This window comes from Dolomitihabitans soli (assembly GCF_022213955.1).
Taxonomy (GTDB): Bacteria; Actinomycetota; Actinomycetes; order Streptosporangiales; family Streptosporangiaceae; genus Streptosporangium_A; species Streptosporangium_A soli.
Genome location: NZ_JAKNTW010000008.1, coordinates 402,235 through 424,907 on the forward strand (window position 1 = coordinate 402,235; position 22,673 = coordinate 424,907).

A 22,673-nucleotide genomic window follows, 5' to 3' on the forward strand; every position below is an offset into this window, starting at 1 on the left:
GTCATGACTCAGCCCCGTTTCACCCCAGCCGTCCTCGCCTCGCTGGCTGTACGGCTCACGCCCCGCGACCGCGCCATCCTGCGCGCCGTGTGGGAACACCGCGTGCTCACCTCGCCACAGATCACCCAGCTGTTCTTCGACACCGACACCGCAACCCGCAAGCGGCTATTGATCCTGCACCACATGGGCGTACTGGAACGCTTCCGACCCAACCAGCCCATCGGCACCGGAGCAGCGCCGTACCACTACGTCCTCGGCGCGGCCGGCGCCGCCGTACTCGCCTCCGAGGACGGCATCGAGTTCGCCGCCCTCGGCTACCGCCGCGACCGCGCCCTCGGCATCGCCCACAACCAACGCCTCACCCACACCATCGGCGTTAACGGTTTCTACACCTCCCTATCCGCCTTCGCCCGCCGCCGGGACAACGCCGTGCTCACCACCTGGTGGACCGAGCAACGCTGCGCCGCCCTGTGGGGTGAGACCACCCGCCCCGACGGCTACGGCCGCTGGACCGAAGACGGCCACAGCCTGGACTTCTTCCTCGAATACGACACCGGCACCGAACCCCTCGACCGGGTGGCCGCCAAACTCGACGGCTACACCCTCCTCGCCCAGGCCAGCACGATCATCACCCCGCTGCTGTTCTCCGTCCACAGCGACCGCCGCGAAGCCAACCTCCGAACCCGCCTACAGGCCTGCGCAACAACAGACATCATCCCTATCGCCACCACCTCCCGCTCCGACCTCGTGGCATACACCGCCGACGGCCCCGCCGGAGAACGCTGGCTGCCCCTCGGTACAACCAGCCCTCGACTCCGCCTCGCCAGGCTCGCGCAACACTGGCCCCACCTCGGCCAGCGCACCCCTGCAGAAGAGGACGCAGGTTGATCGCGGAAATCGGGCTTGCCAAGGTCATCGCGGCGGGAGCCGCACTCATCTCAGGTGTGGCACTGCTGGCAGGGATGACCGGCGGCGCCCAGCACGCGGCAGTCTCATCCGATCCCAGCCGGCTGGCCGCAGCGGTCTGCTCCTACGTACCGGACACCGTACGGCGCAACGCGCCGCGCCTCGATCTCTCCCGGGCTCAGGCCACCAACGCCAAAACCATCATCGACGTCGCGAGGTCATTCGGGCTTCCTGAGCAAGCAGCCGTGATCGGCGTCGCCACCGCACTCCAGGAATCCAACCTCGACGAGAAAGCCATCGGCGACCACGGAACCGCCTTCGGGCTCTTCCAGCAGCACCCCGAACACGGCTGGGGCACCCGCACGCAAGTCACCAATCCCCGCTTCGCCGCCCGCCAGTTCTTCTCCCGCCTGACCAAGGTGAAGGGCTGGGACCGCAAGCCCCTAACCACTGCAGCACAAGCTGTGCAACGCTCCGCCCATCCGAACGCCTACACCCGCCACACCGATCGAGCCCAAAAGATCGTGCACGTACTCAATTCGCCGAGACCAGCGAGTACGGCGAGCCCGCGCAAAACTCCGCACCGCGAGACGCTCGGACTGACCGACGACAAACGCGGCGAGATGATGACAAGCATCAAAATCGGCGCATCACTCGGAATCTCTCGTCAGGCAATGATCACTGACCTGGTCGCATCCCTTTCCACCGGGAGGAAGGGCTCCTCCGGCGGCAGTCGTCAGCAGGCGGAACAGATCGTGGCCATACTCACAACGGAGCTGTGCCACGATCTCTCTTACCTTGGCGAGCTGCCCGGCAACGTTGCGTTGGACCTCTCCTCAGCATCCCAGCGCGGGGCGGAAGCCGTACGAGCAGCCTTCACCATGCTCGGCACCCCTTACTCCTGGGGCGGCGGCGGCCCAACCGGCCCCACCTACGGCATCGGCCGCGGAGCAGGCACCAAAGGCTTCGACTGCTCCGGCCTAGCCGAGTACGCCTGGTTTCGCGCCGGATCCCACATCGGTACGACAACATACGAGCAGTGGCGCGCGGGACCTTCTGTTCCCAGAACCCAGGTCCAGCCAGGCGACCTGGTTTTCTACGAGACCGACCCATCTCGCCCTGGGCCTGACCACGTCGGAATCGTCGCCTCCAGCACGCATATGGTAAACGCCCCGCACACAGGGGCCGTCGTCCGCCTCGAACCGATCCAAAGGTCGACATACACCGGTGCGGTGCGCCCATCTAAGTGACTTTGTCCAACTCCAACCAGTGCGACACCAGTTGCAGCTCGCGGATGCGCAGCACGTCTGGGCCGCCCTCGGCAGCTTCTCGAAGGGCAGCCAGGGCACTCTCATCCGCTACGTGGGGGCTTCAGGCACCCAGAAGCACTGTTCGCGGAAGATCGAGTCGAGCTTTCCTCGATGGCAAGCTGGGGCTGGGTCACCCCGATGCTCGCAACCTTGGCGGACGGTTGCGACGCACCTACATCACCCCAGTCGAACTGATCCTGGTGGCTCCGGCAACCGCTTACACGAGAAGTTGCCTTGCTCGTACTCGATCAGATACTCCTCACCAGGCAGGACTTCGTACAGCCCATCGATGACTTCCGCCTGGTCCGCAGCCTTGCAGTGCGCCCCGTCAACTTCAGTGTGAACAAGGTAGGCGGTGCCGCATTCGCATGAGATCTTGAACGCGTAGAACCGGCCGCGCATCGCCTCATGGACCAAGCCAGCTGGGTAGTACGCCACGTGCTCACCGCAGATCGTCGGCAGCTCGACCATGCCGCCGAGAGCCCGGCTGTCCGGAAGGTCGGTGGCCGGCTTCCACGGCCGGAGTCCGATGTGCTGCTCCATTGAGCGAAGTTCCTTTCCGGCGGTAAAACTGAGGAAGGTTGTGTCGTCCACCGTGATGCCGGACGGCCACTGCACGGGGTTGGTCACTGGCCACAGCTGCGGCAACTTCTTCCGAGTAGACACCTTGACCTGGAGGCTTGGCGTTGTGAACCGCACCCCATGGAGCACCAACTGCCCGAGCACGATAGTCATGGCGTAGCCCTGTGGCCGGTCGGGTTCTGATAGCCCCTCGATGGTCACCGCGAGCGGCGTGACCCGCACCGACCAACGTCGTATCCCGTCGTACCGTCCAATCCAGAACTGACTCGCCGGTAGGGGTTGCGCCTCATCCCGCTGGGCGAAGAACTCGGAGTACTCGGAAGCCGGGAGTCCGTAGCCGCTTCTTCGGTCTGCCTCCGGAGAGACGAGCATGGCCACCAGCGCCGTCTTCTGCACCCATGCCGCGACCAGGCCCTGATCCTCCAGCTCGATCGTGCCAGCCTCCCCCAGGATGAACGGCGTCAGTACCCGCTGCGCAACAACCTCGAGGCGGCTCATCCAGCCGTGGTTACACATCCCACATACGTCACGCACCGTCTGCCGGAACGGCGGGCGCACACCCAACTCCCGCCCGATCCGATTCAGCGGACCGGCACCGTGCAGCACCGGCTCCAGGTCAAGCCCGATCCGCGTAAGCCAGTCTCCGAAGACGTGCTCGCCGGTCAGCGTGCCGATGAACCCACAAAAGGCACAAGATCCGGCCATGCATGTACTCCTCTGGATCGGGATAACTCGTCGTCGCGGGTCTCACCGACGAAGAAAGAGCCTTCGGCGCCGCACACCGACCAGCTTTCGTCGCGGGCAGTAACGACCCGCGCCCCGGCCAACACGCAGCCAGAATTCATCCTGCGAGACGCCGAAAACAGCCAGCGGCGCGCCGGTCGAGTGGTGTCGCTATTGGAACAGCGGCAGGGGATCAACATGCCACGGCCTGGATAATCACTCATCTATCTCTCGGCGATCACAAGCTTAGGTCAGGAGTCGGCTTCTCCGGGGGCCGACTCTATATCCTCGTGCAGAAATGCTTGGAGCAGGGTGTATCCGGGCGAGGCTTCGGTTGGTCGGATACCGATCTGGAAGATTTCCGGCTCCTCGAAGATCGGTTCCCCGCTCGGTCGGCGCGCGTATGCGACGCGCCCGTAGTCCACGCCCGCCTCCTGGTCGAAGCTCATCCAGGTGATGGCTTCCTGCTCGCCCTCGCGCAAGGGATGGTTCGAGGCGGCTCGGGTCGACACCGTGCTGGGCGGGGTGAAGGCCCAGACCTGAGGTACGGCCAGTACCCAGCGGGCAGCGCCGACCTCGCGTGCCTTCGCGGCGGCCTTCAGCTCGAACGCTGCGGCCGTCTCGGTGTCGCGGAGGTAGTCGTAGTCGCTCAGCACGAGCTTGCGCCTCCCGTCGACCGCGACGATCACCGGGCAGTCGCGGGCCACGATGCTCTTCTCCAACCGCTCGACCACGTCGAAGAGCAGGTCAGCCGTCTCCTGGTTCATCTGCCACCGCTCTCGTAGTCCTGGTCTTCGGATTTCCTCTTGTACCAGGCAACATGGCGGCGCCCGATTCCGCATGTCGGCACCCCATGGTCCGATACCCTCCGGCGGTGGCCAAGCAGCTTCCTGAGTCCGTTGCCCTAGGCGAGCTCTCCAGCGACCTTCCCATCATCCTCGAGGCCTTCGGGTTGGGGAACGTCCACGAGATGCGGTATCTCACCGAAGGGCTGATGAACCGCAATTGGAAGGTCATCACCGAGCACGGCACGTTCGTGCTGAAGCGGATCATCGACGTGCCGCTGCCCCTCGCCCGACGCAACCTCTCCGTCCTGACAGCTCTGGCGAACGATGGAGTGCCGGCATGCCCGCCCGTGACAACGACCAGCGGTGAGCCGGTCGTCAAGGTCGAGGAGCGTGGCTACTGCCTGTGCCCGTGGGTAGAGGGCGATCATCCTCGGGGCTACGATCTCACCCTCGCTCAGGTGGGCATTCTGGGGGCCATGCTGGGACGGATTCATCGAAGCCTGAACCGTCCCCAGACAGACCTCCCAGACAAGCCCGCGAGCGTTCGTGCCCCGGTTCCGAACCCCATCACCGCGCTGGAAGAGGCCGACCGGTTCATGAAGACCGTCTCCTCGCTCGACGCGCCCACCGCGTTCGATGCCCAGGTCACGAACTACCTTGAGCGGCGCGAGGTGCTGCTGGAGAAGTACTCCCACCTGCAGCCCAAAGGGGATGAGCCTCGGGGACCGTTCGGCTGGACACACGGAGACTTCCAGCACCTGAACGTGATCTGGCGTGAAGAAGCGATCGCAGGGGTCGTCGACTGGGACCGGATCCGCGTCCGCCCGTTCGGTGAGGAGGTGGCGCGGTCGGCCACCTTGCTCTTCGGCAGTGACGAGGGCGACCTGGATCTGGACCGTGTCTCCGCCTTCGTCAACGGGTACCGCAGTGTGATCCCCCTCAGCCGGGAAGATCTGGAGGACGCGGTGCACCGGCTTTGGTGGAAGCGGATGTGCGACTACTGGCAGCTGGAGTTCCACTACGACCGCGGCGACCACTCCTGTGACCACCTGTTCCTCTCCTCCTCGCGGTGCCTCGAATGGTGGACCAGCCGACGTGACGAGGTGAAAGCCGCCTTCACCGCTGGCTAGAACCTCACCATCTGCCGGACGCCCTTCCGCCCACGAGCGTCCTCAAGAGCACAGTTCACCTGATCCAGCCCACGGCTGGAGGTGACCAGGGGATCGGTGCGCAAAAGGCCCCGCACGGCGAGATCCGCGTATCGAGGAATGTCCATCCGGGTTCGTACGGAGCCCATGACCGACCCGACAAGGCTGCGCCCCTGCCGGAGCAATCTCGCTGGCACCGGAACATCGGTGCCAACGGGGAGCATGCCGAGGACCGTGGCCTGCCCTTCCGGGCGCAGAACAGAGAAGGCCTGGACGGCCGTCTCGATCAGGCCCACCGCCTCAACCGCGTGCTCCACACCCCCTCCAGCGCATCTGGTCACCTCCTCGACCACGTCCCCGCACGTGGCATCCACAACCTCGGTAGCACCAAGCTCCAAGGCCAGCTCCAGCCGATGCCGCTCCAGATCGATCGCGATGATCTGACCGCAGCCGGCGATCCGGGCCGCCTGCACCGCGCCGAGGCCGACACCACCACACCCAAAGATCGCGACTTGGGCCCCCGGCGCGGGCTTGGCGACGTTGAACACCGAGGCCAGCCCGGTGGTGAGGCAGCAGGACAGGAGCGCGCCGGCCTCGAAGGACAGCTCGGGCGGCATCGGAACCAAGCTGTGCGCGGCGACCAGCATGAGCTCGCTGAAGGCCGAGACACCAAGGTACTGACGAATCGGTTGGCCACCGATGGAAAGCCGTCGCCGCTGTCGCTCCTTCGCCGAGGAGTCGGTGCAGTAGACCATGCTGCCGCTCAGGCAGGCAGCGCAGCGTCCGCAGAAGGTCTGGTCGCAGACGATCACACGGTCGCCCGGCGCGAAGTCGTCAACCCCTTCCCCCACCATCTCGACGACACCGCTCGCCTCGTGTCCCAGGACCGTGGGCACGGGGTACGGAAAGAGCCCAGCGGCGAAGTGCAGGTCAGTCCCGCAGATGCCCGCGCTGGCGGTGCGGACCAGCACCTCTCCGGGCAGCGGATCGGCGAGTTCGATCTCTTGGACACGCAGGGGCTCCTTGGCACGGTGAAGTACGGCGGCGCGGCAACGACGCTGCATGGGAGTGACTCCTTCAGGAGAGATGGGTGACTTCGTCCAGGAGACGCGCCATCACGGTCCCGACCTGCTCCATGTAGTCGGCGGCAGGGACATGGGGAACCTTCAACAGGAACGTCTGCCGCCGGGCCTGGTAGTAGTTCGGGAACTCGCTGGGCGAAGGCGGGCTGTACGCGCGGGCATGGGGCCAGAAGCGCTGGAGCAGGTCACGTTCCTGGAGAAGTGGGGTGCGCAGCCAGTCGGGATACATCCGCCGCAGAGGCAGCCCCCGGGCGACGGCGAGGTCGAACAACGCAGCCGAATCGCCGACAGGTCCGACGATGATCAGTGGCGTGCCGTACCAGCCCCGTGACGAGCACTCATCCAGAGCCGGGAACGAGACAGGTGCGTCATGGTGGCGCAGGACCTGGGCCAGGATGGCGAGGTTCTGTTCAGCCGCCTCCGAACGTGCGGCCAGCCCTCGCAGCTGCTCGCGAGCGATGCCCGCGGACAGGGCAGGCATGCGGAACTTGTAGGCGGCTCCCGTCTGCACCAGGGGCAGCAGATCAGCGTGGGTCAGTTCGGCGGCGAGGCGGCTGGGATGGTGGCCGAGAGTCAGCGCGCTCTCGTAGACGCGGCGATCGGAGGTGACCAGCACTCCGCCTTCCCCACCCGAGACGGCCTTGGACTCCTGAAGGCTGAAACAGCCGGCCGTACCCCAGGAACCGACAGGACGCCCGCGGTATCGCGCTCCGTGCGCGTGAGAGCAGTCCTCCACAACCGGCATGCCGGTCGCTTCGACGATCAAATCCATGCGGGCGGGGACGCCCCAGGCGTGCGTCACCAGTACGGCGGAGCAGCTGTTGTCTAGGCCGACGAGAGCCGCCGGGTCCAGGTTAGGCGTGTCCGGTTCGATGTCGCAGAAGTGCGGGACGCCGCCCGCCTGGAAAACGGCCGTGACGGCGGAGATCCAGGTCATCGGGGACAGTGCCACCGTTTCGCCGTCACGAATTCCGACGGCGTGCAGGGCGGCGTGGATGGAGGCGGTGCCGGAGTTGAACGACAGCGCGTGGCGCGACTCGGTCAGCTCGGCGAAGGCGTTCTCAAGGGATGCGGTGGTGGGCCCTCGCCCGGTCTCCGACAGGTGACCGCTGTCCAGCAGCCTCAGCACCGCGTCCCGTTCCGGCTGGCCGTACTTCGCGGTGCGAGGGAACGGCAGAGTGACGGAGGTCACGGCCGCCTCGCAACGACAGGTACCAGGTGCCTGGCGGCGGCCGGGTCACGGTGCAGGTGCGCGCCGTACGTGCCGGGGGTGAGCGGCGCGGAGAGCCAGAAGACGTGGAGTTCCTCGGCAACATCGACGACATCGTGCTCGGCGCCCGCTGGGGTGTAGACGATGTCGCCTGGGCCGACCAGGTGATCGGTGCCGCCGACGTGAACGGTACCGATGCCCCTGGCGACGAACCAGAATTCGCCGATGTCGTGGTGGTGCCGATCGAAGCGGGCCGTACCGTCGGCGCGAATGACGAACATGCCGGCCGACGAGGCAGGGCAGTCAGGGGGACTGTTCTCCGGGGTAAGGCGCTCTCTGACCGCACCATGGATGATCGTCACGATGTTCTCCTCAGATTTGGAAGGGATGGCTGGATCCTGGGGACGAGCTGCGGGTCGCCCCGGCCGAGATCCGCCAGGTCGGCCTCGATCTGGGCGGTGCGAAGAAGCGCGGAAGCGTTGTCGCCGCGCGTGATGTGGTGGCACAGCAGGGAGCCGGCGATCCGGATCCGGTAGAGAGCCAGCGTGGTCACGGCGGCTTGGTCGGGAGACGTCGTGAAGTACCCGCTGAGCAGCGCGTCGGTCAGCGGTGGTGGTTCCTGCAGGGACCAGCCGGCGATCTCGGCGAGCGGGTCCCCGCCTCGCACGCTTTCCAGGTCGACGAGCCCGGTCACCTCCCCGCCATCGACGATGACGTGCCTGGCGGTCAGGTCACCGTGCAGCAGCCGGGAAGGTCCATCGGGAAGCAGTACGGCTCCGGCCGCGAGTGCCTGGCGCGCACGAGCGAGCAGCCGCGAGAGGTCGGCAACCGGATCGGGCGGGAGTGCGACGAGCCATGCACGCGCAGACGGATGCGGTCCTGTTCCCGTACGGTCCAGGCGACCGAAGCCCCGGACCGTGATGGTGTGCACGCGCCGGAGCAGCTTTCCGGCTTCGACCGCCGCCGCGAGTCCATCCGGAGAGACGCCCGCACACCACAAGGGAGATCCCGGACATCGGGTCTCGATGCAGAGATCCTCGTCGTACCAGATGACGGTGGGTACCGGCATGCCGATCGCGGCCATCTCACCAGCGGCCCACGCCGCGCTGGCGAAGCGTGCCGGGCGGTCGCCGCGTCGGATCCGCACGATGAGGTTCCCGCTGTCCACGGCGTAGATCCGGTTGTCGATTCCGCCCGCGAGTTCCGTCAGGATCGCGTCCCGGCTGATGATTCCTGCGGCGACCAGGCGCCTCGTGTGGAAGTCAGACGGGGACATGGTCGCGCTCCTGGACTACCGGGACGAGCACGGGCCGTCCGCTGGCAGCGGAGGTCAGAGCGGCGTCCAGGAGCGCGACCGAGCCGAGGCTGTCGGCACCGAGGCACCCTTGGCGTGGCATGCCGCAGAGGGTGTCGACCATGGCGGTGATGCAGACCTGGTAGCCGGGGAGAGCCTGTGGGAGGAGGACAGCCTCCCTGTCCTCTCCTGCGGTATGGCAAGCCATGTCGTCCTTGCCGTCCCAGAACGCGGCGAAGCCCTCGCCCACGACGTGCCATCGCCCGTTGGCGCTGGTGCGGAAGCCTGCCTGCGGCAGGTAGCCGCCTTGGAAGGAGAACGCCGAACCGTCGGCAAAATTGATCATGATGTTGGCCAACGCGCAATGGGTGTCGAGGAAGTTCAGCGGGATCTCTGTGCAGCTCACGTCTGTCGGCCGGGCGACGATCAGTTCCCGGATCTGGTCGAACGCGTGGATCGCGAGATCGCTGATCACCGGCAGCGGCTGCCCGGAGCGGAAGCCAGCGTCGTGCAGGGCCACGATCGTCTCCACGGTCACCGCGTACGGCGAGGCACCGCGATCGCGAACGAGATCGCGGAAGATGTGGAAGAGCGGATCGGACACGCGATTGCGCATCACCATCAGCCGCCGGTCCGCGCGCTCAGCGAGATCGACCAGCGCGGCCGCATCCCCAAGCCTGGTCGCCAAGGGCTTCTCTGACAGAACGTGCAGCCCGGCGTCCAGAGCGGTGCGGATGACCGGAACGTGGGCCACGACGGGGGTCAGGTTGACGACGGCATCGAGGTCACGGGTCCTCAGGGCCTCGTCGAGCGAGACCGCCTGGCCGACGTGGAGCTTGTAGCGGTCGCGTAGCCGGGCAACCGCTACAGCGTCGGGGTCGACGAGCACCGCGATCTCGATGCGCGGGTCGGCGGCGAGCACGCGTACCCAACGTGAGGAGATGCCGCCGCACCCGACGATCGCGATCTTCATGCGACCCTCCGGTGCCCAAGATGGCCGGCTTGGCGCATCGCTTCCATGGCCATGGTGAGCGTCTCCTCTGGCGAAACCGCCGCGTCGAGGACGACACAGGCGGAGACCAGCGGCAAACGGAAGTAGGTGTTGAAGTGGATCGCGAAGCCAGGATCGTAGAAGATCCGCGGCATCCCCGGACGATGTACGGCACGCTCCGCCAGTACCTCGGCGGGCGCTTGGAGCAGGAGTGTCAGATCCGGCATGACCACCGGCCCATCCCGGACCAGCACCCGAGCGGCACTGTCGCAGTCGAACGACCTCAGCTTGCCGATCGCATGAGCGTGGGCGAGGAGGGTGTCGGCAGTCCTGTCCAGGATGACGTCCCGGCCATCCGCGCAGGCTTCGAGCGCGCTGGCTCTGCGCATCTCCTCCAAGCGCAGGAGTATGGCGAGGCTCTCCAACTGCTCGGCCGCGCTCTCGGCCACCGGGCGAGGCAGAGTCTTCGGATCCGGGGCGACGTGGTAGTAACAGGGCACTACGAGCGGGTTGGCTAGCTGGGACGCGATCGCGTTCGCGAGCGTCGTCTTGCCCGTGCAGCTGACGCCTTCGATTCCAATGATCATCAGTGCTCCTCCTCCGCCGTCGCAGGCCGGTTGCTCTTCGGCGCGATAGGGCCGCCCGCGCCTGCGGCCCTGCGCGCGATGGCGGCAGCCGGGCCGATGCTGCTGATCAGGTAGGCCGCGAGTAGTTCCAGGGACTCGCGTCCGTGCTGCCTCATCGTGAGCCGCCTGTCTTCGGCCTTGGCGAGGGCGCTCACCGGGGCGATCTGACCCAGCCACAGCCCGCCGAGCGCGGCCAGCCGTACCGGCCAGGGCGACGCTCGACGAGCCGCGATCACGAGACAGGCCAGTGTGGACGGGCTGCGCAGCAACCAGCTCGCACCCCGGTAGGCGCCGGTGCCGAGCGCGAGGGCCCGTCCGGCAGCGGAGCCGTGATCGGCTGCGCGGGATTGGGCGGCGCAGCGGGGATAGTCGAGGTAGTTGTGGAACCACCGCTCTCCCTGAGAGAGCAGCTCGCGAAGGGTGCCGGGCGCATCGGCCTGGGTGGTGAATGGGAGCGAATCCACCGGAATCTGTTCCACCGTCAGCCGGTATCCGAAGGGGAGATCGTCCAGGGCGGTGAAGGTCGGCAGCCCGCCGACGCGGCGGAAGACGTCGAGCCGTACCAGAAGCCCGTGCCCCACTGTCTGCGCCAGCCCTCGCGCCAGTGCGTCCGCCCACTCGAAGCCGCTCGGTCTCCGAACCGCCCTGGCGTAACGGTGAAACGACGGGACCTCCCTGCGCAGCGTCCACAGAGTCTGGAGGCGAGCGGCTCCCTGGCACAGGGCCGGTTCCCACGCTCGCGAATCGGTGTCGGGGGCGGCGAAACGGGCCGATTGCTGGATCACTGCAGGAGGCTCGCCGTCGGCCTGAGCCCGCTGCCGGATGAACGCCGCGGTACGGCGGAGCAGAGCCAGGTCCGGCCGGGAGTCGATGTCGTAGACGGCGACGTAGGCCGTACCACCGTCTCGGGGCAGGTGCTCGACGGCGTGGTTGACCTGGGCTGCCTTGCGACCATCGCCTGAGTAGTGGATGTGCCGAATAGGCAGATCACGGACGGCGGGTTGATCGAGTTCCCGGGCCAGCACCTGCCCGGTCAGCGGAGGCCCCCCGCGCGACACCCTTCCTACGCTCACTTCCTCGTTCGAGAGGTGGAAGGGGTGAGTCCGCGGCCGGTGCGCTTCGCGTTCGCGTCTCTCGCGCTCGGTCGTGACAAAGGTGACCGTCGAGCGTGGCAGATGACGGAGCAGGTCAGCGAACCATTCGACGGCTGCGCGGATGTGCTGCTGCTCACGCAGCACCGGGATCACGATGTGCAGCACGAGATCGTCGGCGGAAGGCTCCGGGCAGTTGGGACGGTCGATCGTCGCCAGGGCGCGCCTGAGCTGCCAGAGGCCAACGGCGTGCCGCGCCGCGACCGCCACCACTATCCACCAGTCGAGCCTGCGACACAGCGACGTCTCAGCGCGTGAGGCCATCAGTCCCGGCCTCCTTCACCGCATGAAGGAACCCCAGGTAGAGGTCATGTACGACACCTGCCGGATAGCCGGGGAGCCACGGCTTGGCCGGGCCGGCGAAGTGCAGCACCGCCGCGTTGCCCTCGTCCGCGAGCAACGTCTCCAGCGGAGACACCGGCTCGGCGTAGTGCACGAACCCTTCCCGCTTGGACAGCGAGGACAGGGCAAAGGTGTTCCATCGCCGTTCCAGTCGTATCCAGTCGTCATCGACAGCCCAGTTCAGCGCATCCTGATCCCAGAACGTGACGCTTTCGGGGTGCTCGGTGAGGAAGTGCCGAGCCTGTTCGAAGAGACGCAGCCGCTCGCACTGCGCCAGGTCGAGCAGCATCACGCCGCTGTTGAAGTACTCGCGACCGGCAGGTAGCCCAAGTTCTCGCCAACCCGGCAACGCGATGCCCTGGCCGATGATCGGGTTCTGCGGGTCGCGGACCGCCGCCACCGGCACGCCGCCAAGCTCGCGGGCCAGCAGGGGACAAAGGTCCCCGAGCACCAAGACGTCGGCGTCCAGGTACAGCACAGCGGTCTCTTCTCTGAGAGCTTCGCCGATGGCGAGCCGTAGATAGACCGCTTCGCTTACCCAGCCGGACACAGGGTGCCGGATCCGCCCAGCCAGCACGGTACGGAGCTCAAGCCACAGGCCCAGGCGGCGGGCATCAGCCCGAATCAGCCGGGCCAACCCGTCGTCGAGCCCGCTGTGGAGCACGAACAGACGCAACTCGTCGAGGCAGTCATCGTGGGCGACTGCCAGCGACTCCATCATCACGCGAAGCGGCAGCACGTAGCCGTCGTCCACACCGCACACGATCGGCGGCAACCGGGTCATCGGGCACCCCCGTCCATCTCGGCGAGAGTCAGCGCCAGCCCGTCCAGTAAGCCCACTCTCGGCGCCCATCCCAATACCGCCCGCGCCAAAGCGATATCCGGACACCGACGCCGGGGGTCGTCGACGGGCAGGGGCACGAACTCCACAGCAGACGAGGAGCCGCACAACCGCCTGATCTCCTCGGCCAGCTGGAGAATGGTGATCTCCTCGGGGTTACCGATATTCACCGGCCCCTGATGCCCGCTCGCCGCCATGGCCAGGAGCCCTGAGACCGTGTCGGAGATGTAGCACAGCGAGCGGGTCTGGCTCCCGTCACCGGCGACGGTGAGCGGTCGCCCGGTCCTCGCCTGCTGGAGGAAGGCGGGAACCGCCCGCCCGTCGTCCGGGCGCATCCGCGGGCCGTACGTGTTGAAGATCCGTACGATGGCCGTGTCTGCCAGGCACTCCCGGCGGAATGAAGCGGTGAGGGCCTCCGCGTAGCGTTTCGCCTCGTCGTACACGCTGCGTGGGCCGACCGGATTGACATTGCCCCGGTACGGCTCAGCCTGCGGGTGTTCTAGAGGGTCGCCGTAGACCTCGGAGGTCGACGCGAGGAGAAAGCGGGCCCGCTTGGCGCTGGCCAGCTCCAGCGCGTTGAGGGTCCCGATCGCTCCCGACTTGAGCGTGGCCAGCGGATGCAGCGCGTAGTCCAGGGGCGACGCCGGAGAGGCCAGATGCAGAACGTGATCCACGGATCCTGATAGCTCGATCGGCGTGGTGATGTCGTGCTCGATCAGCTCGAACGCCGCGACGTCCTTCAGGCAGGAGACGTTGTCCAGGCAGCCGGAACTCAGATTGTCGATGCCGACGACGTGAGCACCCGCCTGCACCAGGCGCTCGCAGAGATGGGATCCGATGAACCCTGCGGCTCCGGTCACCACGACCTTCCGCCCGGCGAAGGTACGGCTGGCATCATCCGTGTTCATGGGGGGCACCCCTGCGGTAGAAGGAATCGATCCAGATGGCGGCGACGAGGGCGCGCGTCGCAGGCGCCACCTCGTAGAGGCCGGGGTCGTGAGGAACAAGGGTCAGCTGACCGAGAGCTGCGAGGATCTCCGCCTGAACGAGGTGGATAGACGGACCGACTGCGGAACCGTGCAGGAAGTTCACCGCGTTCCCGCCGTTGAGCAGGTAGAAGGACCTCCCCGCGTGCGAGTAGCGAGTGACGTGGGGTGCGACCGGGATGCGGTCGAACAGTGTGTCGGCCGTCTCCAGGTCCAGCTCGTCGTCGTGTGACGTCGCGCTGGCGACGTAAGCGCCATCACGCAGATGGGTGAAGTCCATACCGCGTAGCGCCCGGTTGCCCGTGGCGCAGAAGACCAGGTCAGCCCCCGGCAGCCAGTCCTTTGGGTATGCGGATCCCCGGTGGCCGAGCGCGAGTGCCTGCGCCAGCCGTACCGGGTCGGTGTCCACGACCGTCACCTCGACGTGCCGGGCCTGCAGTGCCCTGGCGATGCCCGCGCCGATCTTGCCGAAGCCGAGGACGCACGCCGCACGCCCGTGGAGGACATCGCTCCTGCTGCGGATGAGCGCCTCGGCCGAGAACACGATCGCTTCGCCGACGAGCGAGTCCTCCGGCTCCTTGAGCGGGCTGCGGGCAACGCTGTAGACCGGGCAGGGCAGCTTCTCATGCTTCAGATAGCGGCGCAGCCCGTTCTCTGTGTCCTCCACGACGCCGAGAATCTGGCCGGAGAACCCGTCGCACACTTCGGCCAGGGCAGGGGCGAAGTAGCCGCCCACGTCGATCAGCGTGAGTGGCTGGCCCGCTGCCCGCGCTTCCAGGTACCCAAGGAGGAAGTGGGGATCGGCGAATCGCTGACGGTGCAGTTGGTCGCACCGGCTGACGCTTTGGACCTGCACCAGGGCCTGGCTGTCGATCGACTTCGGTTTGGGCAGCACGGCGGCGACAGCGGAGACCCTGCCCAGCGCTTCGACGAAGGCCGGCTGGCCGGGGAGCATGTGGGCGACCACGATGGAGATCGCCTGGCCGCTCACGTACGGAAGCCGGTTGAGAAGGTTGTCGAAGAACGCGGGCGACAGGGTTGGCTCAGTGAGCGGGATCCGACCGTTCATGACGCTCCGCCCTCCGCCATGAGCGAGAACCAGACGTCCTTCCCGCTATTCGTGACCTCGCAGCCCCAGTTGCGGGACATGGCGGCCACCAAATGGAGGCCGTGACCGTCCTGGCTGTCCCAGCTGGGCTGTCTCATCTCCGGCTTTCGCCGGTCGGTGTCGCTCACCCGGATGTGGACCCCGTCCAGGTAGGGCCGCAGGAGAAGCGTGCAGTCGTTCGATGAGGCGTGTTTGTGAACGTTCGCCAGCAGCTCGTTGACGCCGAGCGCGGCATCGTCGGCCAGATGGCTTCGTTTCCACACGGCCAGCTGCGAACGTACGATGCGGCGGATGTGCTCCATCTGTTCCGGTGCCACATGCAGCTGCATCGTGAGGTGGCTCTCCGGGGGGTACGTCATGCAATTCACGGAGAATTCCTTTCACCGGATGGCCACCACACCGTGTTGAGCGGTCGCGGCTGTGATCACCTCGGAAGCGATTCCTCGTATGGTGTGTACTGACTGCTAACAGTCAGTCACTATTAAGAGCGCGAGAAGAGCGCGTGCCTACGACTGGATGCGGACAGCTCCCCTGTCCGCTTGGCCGCCCATGGAGGCGGGATGCCACAGCCCCCGAAGCGTCTGGAACCGGGGAGATCCGCACGTCACTGGTTCGGCGCCGAGCTGAGGAGCCGACGCATCGGACGCGCCTGGAAGCAGCGCGAGCTGGCCGCGTTGGTTCACGTCAGCGCTGATCTGATCAGGAAGATCGAGACCGCCGACCGCAGGTGCACCGAGGATCTCGCGCGACGGCTGGACACCGCCCTGGGTACCGGCGGCCTCTTCTCCCGCGCGTTGCTCCTCGTGGACGCCGAAGCGGACAGATCGCCATCTGAAGCGGACAAACACCAGCTGGGCGCCCCTCCAGGTTCGGATCACCCCGCAGGCGGCCGCATGCTGGCAGTGGATGATTCCTCACAACCGGACGGGAGTCCCGATCCTGTGGACCGTCGATCCTTCCTCGCCGTCAGTGGCTTCGCCGCCCTGCTGCCAGCGGCGTTGCCCGGTCTCGTCAGACCTCTCGATCGCGCGTCACTGCCCCGAACCGTCAGCCCGGACGAGATCCAGCAGATAATGGACGCCGCGAGTCTCCTGTCCCGATGGGACAACCACTACGGAGGCGCCGGGATCGTTCGCGAGACCGCCATGGCGCAGCTGCAGTGGACCACCGGCCTACTCCAGGTGCACTGCTCGGAGAGGCTGCGTCCCCAGCTGTTCGCGGCGGCGGCGCGGCTCGGAATGGTCGTCGGCGCGACGGCTTTCGACGCGTGCGGGCACACGGACGCGCGGCAGGCGTTCGCCTTCGCCGCGGTGTGCGCCGAGGAGGCAGGAGAGTGGCATCTCCGCGCCAAGATCTATTCTTTCCGCGCTCGTCAGGAGATCTGGGTGGGTAACTCCGACTCCGGGCTGACCTACGCCGAGCTTGGACTTGCCCGCGCGGACCGGCTCACCGCCACCGAACGCGCCATGTTGCACACCGCACGAGCACGCGCCCTGGCCAAGATGGGCGACGTCCAACGGACGCTTTCGGCGATCGGCGACGCCGACGATGCCTTTGCGCAGGCCAGCCCTCAGAATGATCCGCCGTGGATGGGCTACTACGACGAGGCTCAGCACCACGGCGACACCGGGCACGCGCTCTATGACCTCGCGGCCCTGGGAGAGGACCCGGCGCCCGCCGGCGACCGGCTGCTGACCGCGATCAACGGCCACACCGACCAGTACATGCGATCCCGGGCGATCTCCCGGACCAAGCTCGCGTCGCTGACCATGATGACCGGCGATCCCGACCAAGCCCTTGTCCTGGGCCACGCCGCCCTTGACGAGGTCGGGCGTCTGCACTCGCGGCGAGTGGCCGATGACGTGCGGGAGTTGGCCCGGCTAACCGCCTCCCGGTCGCAGAAGCCCGAAGCCGTTGCCTTGCGCGAGCGGATCGCGTTCACGCTAGGGGCTTGACGGTGGCCGACACGCTTCCGATCCTCGTCCGGGCCTGCGCGGTCGCCGGCCTCGATGTTGAGGGGGCCGAGCCGGTGAGGCTGGCGGAGAACGCGGTGTGGCGGCTTCCGAACGCGGTGATCGCCCGTATCGCCCGGGAGGGCCAATGGACGTCAGCCGTCCGAGAGGTGGCCGTCGCGCGCTGGCTGGCGGACAACCAGGCCCCGCCGTACATCCGCTTGATGACGTCGAACAGCCAGTTGACGTCTCCGGGCGTCCTGTCACCTTCTGGGAGGAGCTGCCTCCGCACACCCAGGGGACCGTCTTGGACGTGGCCCGTATTCTCCGGCGGCTCCACAGCCTCCCGGCTCCGGCCTTCCCTATGGGCCGCCTGGACCCTTTCGTCCGCGTCGCCGAGCGCATCGACGCGGCGGAGTTCCTTCCACCGGAAGACCGGAAGTGGCTACGCGGACGTCTCTCCGACCTTGAGCTGGCCTGGGCGGACATGTCCCCGGACCTGTCTAGTTGCGTGATCCACGGTGACGCCTGGCCCGTTCACCAGGCAAGCAGGTTGTCGGAGAAGGAGGTGTCGAGCCTGCCGATGCGCCTCCAGTTGGTCGGGTAGCGGGGACGCAATGCTGCGCCCCGCTACCCGACCACCAGTCTCTAGGATCCGCCGGGCCAGAGGGGGCGGGCCGGGTTCGGCCTTTGGGGCGAGAGGGCGAGTTGGATGCGTCTGTGTGCTCCCGTGGCGGCTACAGTGCAGTCACACAGCCCGGAGGCCAAATTGCGAGAGCTGTCCACTGAAGGTATCCCGTCGGCTGTCCGCGTGGCAGGCGGCCTTGGCAACGCTGTATTCGACGCTGTCGGCCAGGATTTCGCGGCTGAGTTCTATCGGGTTGCAGCCGATGCGGGGTTCGAGACAACCGCTGATCCGTTCGATCGTGATCTTGAACCCTTTGGTGCCGCTGGCCACCTCGTTGCTGGCTCCGTCGAGGGCCGAAAGGTTCCGGGCCTTGAGATTCAGGAGCTACTCATTGCGGCGAGCGTATTTGTTGGTACGGGAGTTGCGTCGTGGGTGGTTGGCAAGGTCTGTGACGCAGTATGGGGAAGGTTGCGGCACGAGGTGGAGGGCCTCGTGCAATCTGTTCGGGAAAGACTCGCTACGTCTGAGGCCCAAAGCCAATCGTTCCCTGAGGAACCGCGACGTGTCCGGATCGTCTTTGCCACGTTGTACGCGCAGGACCCGCTTCTGGTCGAAGTCGAGCTGGATTTGGGAAGAGCCTTTGCCGCCGACCGCAGCTTCGACGACGCCGCGGTGGCAGGACTAGTTGCCGACCTTCAGCGTCGGGGTGCCTTGGAAGGGTCGGGCGGACAGGTGGTCCGGTACCGCTGTCGGGACGGCGTTGTCCCGTCCGAGCCCGAGGTGACAGAATTGGACGTCGGCTAACTGGGCACTATCACACCCCGTAGCACGTAAAGGCGGCCCAGTGATAGGGCCGAGCATGTGGACGGCTGTCTGCGGGTGCGTACGAGGTTGGGACGCTTTCGTCGGGAAGGTGTTCCTCGAAGAATGCGCGTTTCTCGGCGACCGTGCTGTCACGAACGGCTTGTTGCGCTCGTCGCAGAGCTTCCGAGGGACTCGCGCTGCCTTCCCGGCAGCACGTGTAGAACCGGGCCATAACCTCTGCCGTGGCCGCACTCGGTACAGCCCAAAGCGATCCGACGACAGCGGGCACACCAGACGCTAGGAGAGCTGCCGGGAAGCCAATGACCTCATCGGGGAGCCTCCCGCCGATCCGTCCCGTCTCACAAGCAGAAAGCACGGCAAGCCTTGTTCCGCTCAGATCCGTGACGTCGCGGAGAGTGAGTCGGTCGTCGGCCAGCAGCAGCGCACTCTCAAGTGGATCCGCGAGGTCGGCCTCGCCGTGGCAGGACAGATGCGCTACCGCGCTTTCCCTCAGAGCGTCGAGTACGGCGGACCTGGTTGCCTGCTCGTGGCGTAGCCACGTACCGCTGGGACCGCCCCATCTGAGAGCTGCCTTCGCCTCAATCCGGGAGTAGGGCAGCGGCCCTGCGTCGACTGGGCGAGGGTCGTCCACGGCCAGAACCCCCGTCGTACGTGCGTGCGTGGCGAGGATACGCGCCGCCGCACATGCCCTGGCGTTCACGGTGTACGTCACGAGCAACTCGTCCAGGGCATATCTACGGCCGGTTGGCGCGGACGTGTCTGGTGTCCACGCGGCGTGCAGCGGAAGCAGCCCAAGCAGCCCGCAAGGGACGAGAGTGAGGGCGCTCAGTTCGTACACTTCGGCTAGCAGCGGGGCCATCGCGGCATCCCACAGCCACTGGGTCAGGTCTTCGAGTACCTGGAGGAAGATGTTTGTACCGGACGGAGCCTCCAGCAGGCGGTCAGCCCACTCCGCGACGCGGCCCAAGTTCAACTCCTCCAGCCAGAGAGGGGTCACCGACGTCTCGTCTCGCACGACAAAGGCAACTCCACCGAATTCGCAAGCGGCCAGGTACGCGATCGGTGATTGCTGGGCTATGGCACGGATTGAGGGCGCCCCGCGGAACTCGGCTTGGCCCGGCAGGGCGCGAATCTCTGCGGTGATCTGCGCGAGTTCGTCCGTCATCTGCTGGAGCCTTCCGCTGCCGCTCATTGGAGCGATATCCGGGCCAGCCAACCCGCTCATGGCCCGCAGCCGGGAGGCGGCCGCGTCGAACTGCTCGGCGAGTCGCGCGTGGCCTTCGGCGATGAGAGCGTCGAGGTCCGTCCGATCACGTTCCAGCAGCTCGGAGACCACTACAGCCCGTGCACCCTCGAGTGCCTCGACAGCTTCGGTGTGATGGCCAGCCCGGCCAATGGCGTAGGCGGCCGCCGATGCATCGTCTGCCGCTTGAAGCAGGACCGCTTCCTTGTGGACGTGTGTCACCTGGGAGGCGGTCAGACGGCGCAGGGCTGCAAGCATGTACCGGTATCCCCGGGTGGCGCTGTCCCAGTCTTCTACGCGGCTGGCTGCACTGCCCCAGGACGATCCAGCGTGGAGCGTGAACCCTGGTTGCCGATCGGAGGCGAGCTGGCAAGCGCGCTCCAACAAGGCAAGCGCCTCGACCGACTTCTCCCGATCGTGGTTCTTCTGCGCCGAGTCCCTCAGGGCACTGCTGAGGTTGTACAGCAAACCGGGCAACAGTGCATGGCCGCCGGGCGCAGCCTCCGCCAGGTCACGTGCTTCGTAGTACAGTCGAAGGGCGTCCTCGTAATCCACTTCACCGCCGCGGGTCGTGAGCGCCGACGCCAGGGCGGACCGCCGCTTCGCCTGTACAAGCAGCGGGCACGAGTCCGGGGTCACGTCGACGGCCTCCCTCAGGTTCACCACTGCGGCATTGATGTCGCCTCCGCCGAGCGGGTGGCTCCTTGAAGAGAACTGCGCGATGCCCAGGTTGGTCAGCCTCCTGGCGAGCAAGTCGGCCTGCACAGGGGTGGAGGGCGGCCTGGGAGTTCTCCGCACGGCATCCTTCAGCAGTGCAAGTGCCCGCCCCAGGTCGGTCGGGCGACGTGTCAGGCCGAATCGCTTGCGCCACATGATTCCGAGTTCCCCGGTGATCACGGTCCTGTCGCTGTCCGAGCACTCACACCGGCCAGCTTCCTCGAGCGATTCGATGGCGTCGTCAATGTCGCCGAGAACGGGTGAATGCTCAGTCGCGTCCTGCAGAAGACCGTCCTTGAACAGCAGCAGCCCTGCCCGCTCACGTGAACCTTCGGGTGTCCGGGAAATCGTCTGTTCGATGACGTGCAGGACCGCCCACGGCTGCTTACCAAGCAACGCCGCGTACGTCAGTGCTGGGCTGGCTGCGTCGACAGCGTCGAGCATCACGGACGCTGACCCATTAGCGACGTCCGCCCGAACCCCCTCGCGTAGTTGCATGACATGCTCCTGAGTCACTTCCCCGCCTGCAAAGGCGCGCTCCACGTGCCGGTGCATGCTCTCCGCGAGAGCAGTATCGATATCGGCCTCCCGGGCGCGCCGCAGCGTTCGGATTCGATCGTCTAGCAGGAAGAGCGTGACTGCGTCAGAATCATCGGCTACCGCATAGCGGTACCTGATCAGCGCCTGCTCGGCGACCTCGGAAAGAAGGATGGGAGCTGTCTGGAGCAGATGCCTGGTCTGGTCCGGTGTGTAAGCCCTACAGAAGTGGTCGATGGCGACCCAAGCCCGCTGCGGCCGCGTCGCCCTGATCGCCTCCAACAGGCTTTGCCGGCGTCTGATGGTGGGCCAGTCAACCTCGAATTCCTCGACGTCATGCGGCGCTATGGCGGCGGAGGCTTCCTCTCCAGCGAGGTTGAGATACTCGTCGAAGCATGCGACCGCTGTCTCGTCGTCGACTTCGGTGCCATACGCATCGACCAGAGCGGTTATCCGGCACGCCTCGTCGATTCCGTCCTGACGCGCTCGCATGGCCAGATACATAGCCATGGAGAGAGCTGAATGAGCGGTGTCCGGCAGGCCGTAGCCGAGGAGCGCCTTCATGAGTTGTTCGGCCTCCTCGCCGAGCAGCTCCGGGCGGAAGGCAATCAGCGCGCGACGCTCGCTGAGCGGCAGGCCCTCAGTGCACAGCTGGGCCACGACGTCCATCAGCTCCACGAGCTCCTCAGCGCTCAGACGGAACTGCGCCCGCAACTTGGGTTCACCGCGGATGAGCTGAACAAGGTGAGCCTGCGCCAAGCCCATCGCGATACCTGCCAGACGGCAACGATGGACCAGGTACCTGCGGTTATCCATGATGACGGCCTGCTCGTCGGCGCCTACTTCCCGCAACTCGGCGGTCCAGCGAGTCAAGTGGTCCTCGAAGCCTGCTGTGAGCATCCAGGGCCGCTCCTCCAGTAGGAGTGCCAGATCGCGGGAGGTCGGGTAGGTGCACAGGTCGTGGATGTCCTCCTCTGAGGAGTGATCCATACCCTCCGCTGTCAGAAGTGGGGCGAACGCTGCATCGATGCCCTGCTCCCTGGCGACCCGCAATGTGGCGCGACCACGTTCGAACATCGCGATCGCCCCGTCACTGCCTCCCTCTGACCGGAAGTACTTGATCAAGCTCTCAAACAGCTCGTCGACGCGGTCGGTCAGCAGTTCCGGATGGTCGTGAAGGATCTGTCGCGAGGCCAGCGGGCGAGAGGCGCAGAAGTCCCGCATGATCGATTTAAGCTGCTCGAACTCTCGCTTGGCCGAAAACGACTCGAATCCCATGATCCCGCCCTCCGGGGGAACATCCTCAAATCACCGGGCTCAACACGTGAGCTGGACTCTTCCAGTATCAGGGAACATGCGGCGACCAAGCATGCTGGCCAGAGCATCGTCTACGCCGCACCGAAAAGGCATGAGCTTTCGGCAACCGATGACTACCAAGCGTCACATCACCCGGAGGGGGCCGGTGCCGTCTTCCGGCGCCCTCCACACTTCCGGCGACACGCACTTGGCCATTGACAGGCACCCTTGGATGCATCAAGTCACGCTGGACGCGGCGGCAACTAGCGCGCAGACGGTGTGGCCGTGTGACACAGACTGCGCTGTATGTAGGATCCGCGACTGCGTGCGCACTGGCTCCAGCAGAAACGTCGGAATCCGGGCCCAGCGAGCAGCGGCGGTGTCGGG

Annotated in this window: 20 protein-coding genes; 6 read left to right on the forward strand and 14 right to left on the reverse strand. The window is 66.4% G+C overall.

From position 1 onward, the window contains the following. Positions 1-3: 3 nt before the first annotated feature. On the forward strand, positions 4-888 hold the full coding sequence (locus tag MBA17_RS19595; RefSeq protein ID WP_238497940.1) for a replication-relaxation family protein: 885 nt from the start codon (positions 4-6) through the stop codon (positions 886-888). Continuing rightward, positions 885-2,156 (forward strand): C40 family peptidase, encoded by a 1,272-nt coding sequence (locus MBA17_RS19600; protein WP_238497941.1) that lies wholly within the window; start codon positions 885-887, stop codon positions 2,154-2,156. The genes MBA17_RS19595 and MBA17_RS19600 overlap by 4 nt, the downstream gene beginning before the upstream one ends. A gap of 237 nt (positions 2,157-2,393) precedes the next feature. Here the strand turns inward: MBA17_RS19600 and MBA17_RS19605 are convergent, their stop codons facing one another. Both MBA17_RS19605 and MBA17_RS19610 read right to left on the reverse strand, forming a co-directional pair. Continuing rightward, positions 2,394-3,503: a hypothetical protein gene (locus MBA17_RS19605; RefSeq protein ID WP_238497942.1), complete on the reverse strand. Its 1,110-nt coding sequence runs from the start codon at positions 3,501-3,503 to the stop codon at positions 2,394-2,396. A 269-nt stretch (positions 3,504-3,772) separates the two neighbouring features. Beyond that, positions 3,773-4,288 carry a hypothetical protein gene (locus MBA17_RS19610; protein ID WP_238497943.1) on the reverse strand — a complete coding sequence of 172 codons (516 nt, stop codon included), beginning with the start codon at positions 4,286-4,288 and terminating at the stop codon, positions 3,773-3,775. A 107-nt stretch (positions 4,289-4,395) separates the two neighbouring features. Between MBA17_RS19610 and MBA17_RS19615 the strand changes: the two genes are divergently transcribed. Beyond that, complete coding sequence (locus MBA17_RS19615) at positions 4,396-5,439, forward strand: phosphotransferase (protein ID WP_238497944.1); 1,044 nt, start codon at positions 4,396-4,398, stop codon at positions 5,437-5,439. Here the strand turns inward: MBA17_RS19615 and MBA17_RS19620 are convergent. The 11 genes from MBA17_RS19620 to MBA17_RS19670 are packed head-to-tail and all read right to left on the reverse strand — an operon-like array spanning position 5,436 to position 15,417. After that, a complete protein-coding gene (locus MBA17_RS19620) occupies positions 5,436-6,521 on the reverse strand; it encodes a zinc-binding dehydrogenase (protein WP_238497945.1) in 1,086 nt (361 codons plus the stop codon). The genes MBA17_RS19615 and MBA17_RS19620 overlap by 4 nt on opposite strands. Positions 6,522-6,534: 13 nt before the next feature. After that, a complete protein-coding gene (locus MBA17_RS19625; protein WP_238497946.1) occupies positions 6,535-7,731 on the reverse strand; it encodes a DegT/DnrJ/EryC1/StrS family aminotransferase in 1,197 nt (398 codons plus the stop codon). Further along, the gene (locus tag MBA17_RS19630) at positions 7,728-8,111 is read right to left on the reverse strand and encodes a cupin domain-containing protein (RefSeq protein WP_238497947.1); all 384 of its coding nucleotides are present in this window, start codon (positions 8,109-8,111) and stop codon (positions 7,728-7,730) included. The genes MBA17_RS19625 and MBA17_RS19630 overlap by 4 nt, the downstream gene beginning before the upstream one ends. Further along, a complete protein-coding gene (locus tag MBA17_RS19635; RefSeq protein WP_238497948.1) occupies positions 8,108-9,025 on the reverse strand; it encodes a phosphotransferase family protein in 918 nt (305 codons plus the stop codon). The genes MBA17_RS19630 and MBA17_RS19635 overlap by 4 nt, the downstream gene beginning before the upstream one ends. Further along, positions 9,012-10,016: a Gfo/Idh/MocA family protein gene (locus MBA17_RS19640; RefSeq protein WP_238497949.1), complete on the reverse strand. Its 1,005-nt coding sequence runs from the start codon at positions 10,014-10,016 to the stop codon at positions 9,012-9,014. Before MBA17_RS19640 ends, MBA17_RS19635 begins: the two co-directional genes overlap by 14 nt. Beyond that, positions 10,013-10,621 (reverse strand): nucleoside/nucleotide kinase family protein, encoded by a 609-nt coding sequence (locus tag MBA17_RS19645; protein WP_238497950.1) that lies wholly within the window; start codon positions 10,619-10,621, stop codon positions 10,013-10,015. Before MBA17_RS19645 ends, MBA17_RS19640 begins: the two co-directional genes overlap by 4 nt. After that, the gene (locus tag MBA17_RS19650; RefSeq protein ID WP_238497951.1) at positions 10,621-12,075 is read right to left on the reverse strand and encodes a glycosyltransferase family protein; all 1,455 of its coding nucleotides are present in this window, start codon (positions 12,073-12,075) and stop codon (positions 10,621-10,623) included. Before MBA17_RS19650 ends, MBA17_RS19645 begins: the two co-directional genes overlap by 1 nt. After that, a complete protein-coding gene (locus MBA17_RS19655) occupies positions 12,059-12,937 on the reverse strand; it encodes a glycosyltransferase family 8 protein (protein ID WP_238497952.1) in 879 nt (292 codons plus the stop codon). Before MBA17_RS19655 ends, MBA17_RS19650 begins: the two co-directional genes overlap by 17 nt. Continuing rightward, on the reverse strand, positions 12,934-13,902 hold the full coding sequence (locus tag MBA17_RS19660) for an NAD-dependent epimerase/dehydratase family protein (protein WP_238497953.1): 969 nt from the start codon (positions 13,900-13,902) through the stop codon (positions 12,934-12,936). The genes MBA17_RS19655 and MBA17_RS19660 overlap by 4 nt, the downstream gene beginning before the upstream one ends. Continuing rightward, a complete protein-coding gene (locus MBA17_RS19665; RefSeq protein WP_238497954.1) occupies positions 13,889-15,049 on the reverse strand; it encodes an NAD(P)-dependent oxidoreductase in 1,161 nt (386 codons plus the stop codon). The genes MBA17_RS19660 and MBA17_RS19665 overlap by 14 nt, the downstream gene beginning before the upstream one ends. Beyond that, a complete protein-coding gene (locus tag MBA17_RS19670; RefSeq protein WP_238497955.1) occupies positions 15,046-15,417 on the reverse strand; it encodes an ATP-binding protein in 372 nt (123 codons plus the stop codon). Before MBA17_RS19670 ends, MBA17_RS19665 begins: the two co-directional genes overlap by 4 nt. A 231-nt stretch (positions 15,418-15,648) precedes the next feature. On the opposite strand from MBA17_RS19670, the gene MBA17_RS19675 reads away from it, so the two are divergent. The 3 genes from MBA17_RS19675 to MBA17_RS19685 all read left to right on the forward strand — a co-directional run bounded on the left by MBA17_RS19675 (position 15,649) and on the right by MBA17_RS19685 (position 18,472). After that, positions 15,649-17,043 (forward strand): helix-turn-helix domain-containing protein, encoded by a 1,395-nt coding sequence (locus MBA17_RS19675; protein WP_238497956.1) that lies wholly within the window; start codon positions 15,649-15,651, stop codon positions 17,041-17,043. Positions 17,044-17,188: 145 nt separating this feature from the next. Continuing rightward, entirely contained in the window at positions 17,189-17,647 is a 459-nt protein-coding gene (locus MBA17_RS50485; protein WP_455432796.1) for a phosphotransferase, read from the forward strand. Positions 17,648-17,809: 162 nt separating this feature from the next. Beyond that, complete coding sequence (locus MBA17_RS19685) at positions 17,810-18,472, forward strand: hypothetical protein (RefSeq protein ID WP_238497958.1); 663 nt, start codon at positions 17,810-17,812, stop codon at positions 18,470-18,472. A 10-nt stretch (positions 18,473-18,482) separates the two neighbouring features. On the opposite strand, the gene MBA17_RS19690 is transcribed toward MBA17_RS19685, so the two are convergent. Further along, a complete protein-coding gene (locus tag MBA17_RS19690) occupies positions 18,483-22,268 on the reverse strand; it encodes a CHAT domain-containing protein (protein WP_238497959.1) in 3,786 nt (1,261 codons plus the stop codon). Positions 22,269-22,673 lie beyond the last annotated feature (405 nt).